The 3690-nt window shown below is 66.4% G+C and carries 5 protein-coding genes; 3 read left to right on the top strand and 2 right to left on the bottom strand.

Annotation, left to right across the window (positions count from 1 at the left end):
* Window positions 1-230: 230 nt before the first annotated feature.
* On the bottom strand, window positions 231-731 hold the full coding sequence (gene greA / locus D472_RS0116970) for a transcription elongation factor GreA (RefSeq protein ID WP_017605670.1): 501 nt from the start codon (window positions 729-731) through the stop codon (window positions 231-233).
* A gap of 144 nt (window positions 732-875) precedes the next feature.
* Entirely contained in the window at window positions 876-1292 is a 417-nt protein-coding gene (locus D472_RS0116965) for a DUF4307 domain-containing protein (RefSeq protein ID WP_026117789.1), read from the bottom strand.
* 159 nt (window positions 1293-1451) lie between these two features.
* Between D472_RS0116965 and mca the strand changes: the two genes are divergently transcribed.
* The 3 genes from mca to D472_RS0116945 form a co-directional block, all read left to right on the top strand.
* Window positions 1452-2330 (top strand): mycothiol conjugate amidase Mca, encoded by an 879-nt coding sequence (mca, locus tag D472_RS0116955; protein WP_026117788.1) that lies wholly within the window; start codon window positions 1452-1454, stop codon window positions 2328-2330.
* A 5-nt stretch (window positions 2331-2335) separates the two neighbouring features.
* Entirely contained in the window at window positions 2336-2626 is a 291-nt protein-coding gene (locus tag D472_RS0116950) for a hypothetical protein (RefSeq protein ID WP_033304089.1), read from the top strand.
* Between the two features lie 360 nt (window positions 2627-2986).
* The coding region (locus D472_RS0116945; RefSeq protein WP_017605665.1) for a thioredoxin domain-containing protein at window positions 2987-3690 on the top strand (704 nt) is incomplete at its 3' end.

Raw genomic sequence — 3690 nt, 5'->3', positions numbered from 1 at the left:
GGCGGAGGTGGGCCGCCATAGGCCCAACCGCCGGTCTGCGGTGGTCGGCCGGCGTGGTGGGGGCCGTGAGGGTTCCAGTAGGGCGAAGACATGTGGCCGCCTGCTCCTTGGATCGGAGGACCTGATCGAGCGGGGAAGGTGATGAGCACACTATCGGGCGTACAGGAGGAGGGGCGGCTCTGGCCGCCCCTCCTCCCGTAGTCGATTCCACCCCACCCGCGGTGGCCGTGTCACATGCCGGTGTAGGGAACCGCTTCGAGGATCTCCACGCCAAGGCTCTTGCCGTTGGGCAACTCGTAGCTGACCTTCTCGCCCACGCTCTTGCCGTTGATGGCCTCGCCCAGCGGAGACTTGGGGGAGTAGACGTCGATGGGGGAGCCGCTCTCCTCGCGTGAGGCGAGCAGGAAGGTGACCTCCTCGTCGTCACCGTCGAACCTGACGGTGACGGTCATGCCAGGGCCGACCACGCCTTCGGTGTGGGGCGCTTCGCCGACCCGCGCGGTGCGCAGGATCCCGGTGAGTTGGAGGATACGGGCCTCCATCTTGCCCTGCTCCTCCTTGGCGGCGTGGTAGCCGCCGTTCTCCTTGAGGTCACCCTCTTCCCGGGCGGCCTCGATCTTCTCCGCGATCTCGATACGCCCTCGCCCCGACAGGTGGTCCAGCTCGCCCTTGAGCCGGTCATACGCCTCCTGGGTGAGCCAGGTGACGTTGTCATCGCGGGTTTGGGTCACGGGAACTCCTTGTGTACTAGTAGCAAAGGCCACCAGGCGGCCTGAGCTGAACTTACGAGAATATCACCGAGCGCGATGGCGCATCGGTGTGCGTGTTCTCGAGGTTTCGCTCCCCTGGTACCCGGTAGGGGAGGGTTCTGTGGATCAGTCCTGCGAACCTTGTTCCCTACATGAGGCCACTTCTACCGTGGAAGCCTGACGAACCGTTTCAACGGTCGCGTTGACCATACGGTTCCCGGACTCCACCTCGACCCTGTGCGTGCCCACCTCGACCATCTGGGAGTCCAGGGCACGAATGAGGCACTCGGCCCCGTCCCGACTGTTCACCTCGAAGGAGATCTGGGCCTGCGACGCCGAGGGCGCGGACGCCGTGACCACCTGGTGGTAGACCTGACCACCCAGGCCGGTGTAGTTCATCACGGACATGCCCCAACCGAAGGTGACCGCCAGCGCGAAGATGGTGCCCACGATGAAGAAGACGGGCCCGTTGCCATGGCGCTTGCGTAGCGCTGGAGCTGGGTCGGCACTGTTCACGGCATCATCTTCCGGGGTCGCTGACATTGGGAATCTCCGAGCGAGGAAACGGTGTTGTCTAAGATATCCCCGACCCGACAGCCCCCCTACGCGGCCCGCACGTGAGTCGTCCACGCCGTGAACTCCGGGGTGATGATGGACGCCTGTGCCCAGAGGTCGTCGACACCTAGCAAGGAGAATCCTTCGTTGTCCGAGAGCCTGCGGCTCATGGCCGTTCACGCCCATCCCGATGACGAGTCCAGCAAGGGTGCGGCCACGATGGCCCGCTACGTTCAAGAGGGCGCCCAAGTGTTGGTCGTCACCATGACCGGTGGCGAACGCGGTGACATTCTCAACCCCGCGATGGAGCGCCCCGAGATCCGGGAGAACATCGCCGAGGTCCGCCGCGAGGAGATGAACCGCGCCCGCGAGATCCTCGGAATCGAGCAGGAGTTCGCCGGGTTCGTCGACTCCGGTCTGCCCGAGGGCGACCCGCTGCCGCCCCTGCCCGAGGGATGCTTCGCCACCTTGCCCGTGGAGGAGGCCGCCGCACCGCTGGTCGCCGCGATCCGTCGGTTCCGCCCGCACGTGATCCTCACCTACGACGAGAACGGCGGATACCCGCATCCCGACCACATCATGACGCACAAGGTGTCGATGCACGCCTTCGACGCCGCGCCCGAGCCCGAGGCCTATCCGGACGCCGGTGAGCCCTGGCAGCCCCTCAAGCTGTACTACTTCGTGGGTTTCCCACCCGAGCGCTTCGACGCCTTGGCCGAGGTCTTGGCCGAGCGAGGCATGGAGAACCCCTTCGCGGACTGGGCCGAGCGCATCAAGGCGAGCGATCGTCGCCGCTGGGAGATCACCACTCGCGTGCACTGCAGCGAGTACTTCGACCTCGCGCACGACGCGCTTCGCGCGCACGCCACCCAGATCGACCCCAACGGGTTCTGGTTCGCGGTGCCCAACGAGATCGTGTCCGAGGCATGGCCGACCGAGGACTACCACCTGGTCCGTTCATTGGTGGACACGGAGGTCCCCGAGAAGGACCTCTTCGCGGGTGTCCGTGAGGCGATGGGAGAATGAACGGTATGAACACCCTTCTCACGTCCGCGACGGTGCTCGCCGACAGCTTCTCCTTGGACAAGGACACCGTCACACCAGGGGTCTTGGGCTTCCTCGCCATCTTCGTGCTCGGTGTGGCCCTGTTCTTCCTGATGCGCAGTATGACGGGCAAGCTGAGCGTGGTCCGGGCCGAGGCGGAGGTGGAGAAGCAGAAGACGTCCGAGGAAGGTCGGAGCCCCGCGGGAGCCTCCACCGCCGAGGCGACCGCTGAGGACCCCGCCGCCGAGGACGCCTCCGGCAAGGGTGGTACCGCTTAGGGTTTCCTGGATCGGGGCATCCTGCGTTGGGTGCTCCGGCCCAGGGCCATCGCGAGTGGCGTGGCGCGCCTTCCGAGTCCGGGAAAGAGATCGGCGAACCGGACCCATGGCCCTCGCCAACGCGGCGGCGTGGTCACGAACCGGGGCCGATGTCGCTCGGACGGCCGAGCCCGGGCCGACCTTCGCTCATCGTCTGGCCAAAGATCGCGTGGACGGCCGCTCGCATCGGTCGGCGCAAGCGCCGAGCCGACCGAAATCATCCAAAGAACGGTCCCTAGAAGCATGGGGTGATCCGGGGCATCTCGGGGCTCTGGGATCGAACGTTCGGTCGATCCTCGACCCGCCTGGCAGAGTGGAGACATGTCCAACCGTCTGAGCGACGCGACCAGTCCGTACCTGCTACAGCACGCCGACAACCCGGTGGAGTGGTGGCCTTGGGGCGAGGAGGCCTTCGCCGAGGCCCGCCGCCGCGACGTGCCCCTGCTCATCTCGGTCGGTTACGCGGCCTGCCACTGGTGCCACGTCATGGCCCACGAGTCCTTCGAGGACCAGGTCACCGCGCACCAAATGAACACCCTGTTCGTCAATGTCAAGGTCGACCGCGAGGAACGCCCCGACGTCGACGCCGTGTACATGGAGGCCACCCAGGCGATGACGGGACATGGCGGGTGGCCCATGACCGTGTTCGCCACTCCGGACGGGGCTCCCTTCTATTGCGGCACCTACTTCCCGCGTGACCACTTCCAACGCCTACTCGAAGGTGTCGCCTCCGCGTGGCGGAACAAGCGCTCCGACCTGCTCGAACAGGGCAAGCGTGTGGTGGAGGCGCTCGGCGCCCCGCGTCGTCTGGCCACGTCTCCGCCACCGACGGCCGCCGACCTGGACCTGGCCGTGCAGGCACTGATCCGTGACTACGACACCGCCAACGGTGGATTCGGCGACGAGCCGAAGTTCCCACCGTCGATGCTGTTGTCGTTTCTGACGGCCCACCATGAGCGGACCTTCCCCTTCCAAAGCTCCGACGAGCCCACCCCCGCGGCGCTGATGGCCGGTGGTACCGCCGT

The sequence above is a fragment of the Nocardiopsis alkaliphila YIM 80379 genome (assembly GCF_000341005.1).
Classification (GTDB): Bacteria; Actinomycetota; Actinomycetes; order Streptosporangiales; family Streptosporangiaceae; genus Nocardiopsis; species Nocardiopsis alkaliphila.
This window is presented reverse-complemented; position numbering and strand designations above follow the sequence as displayed.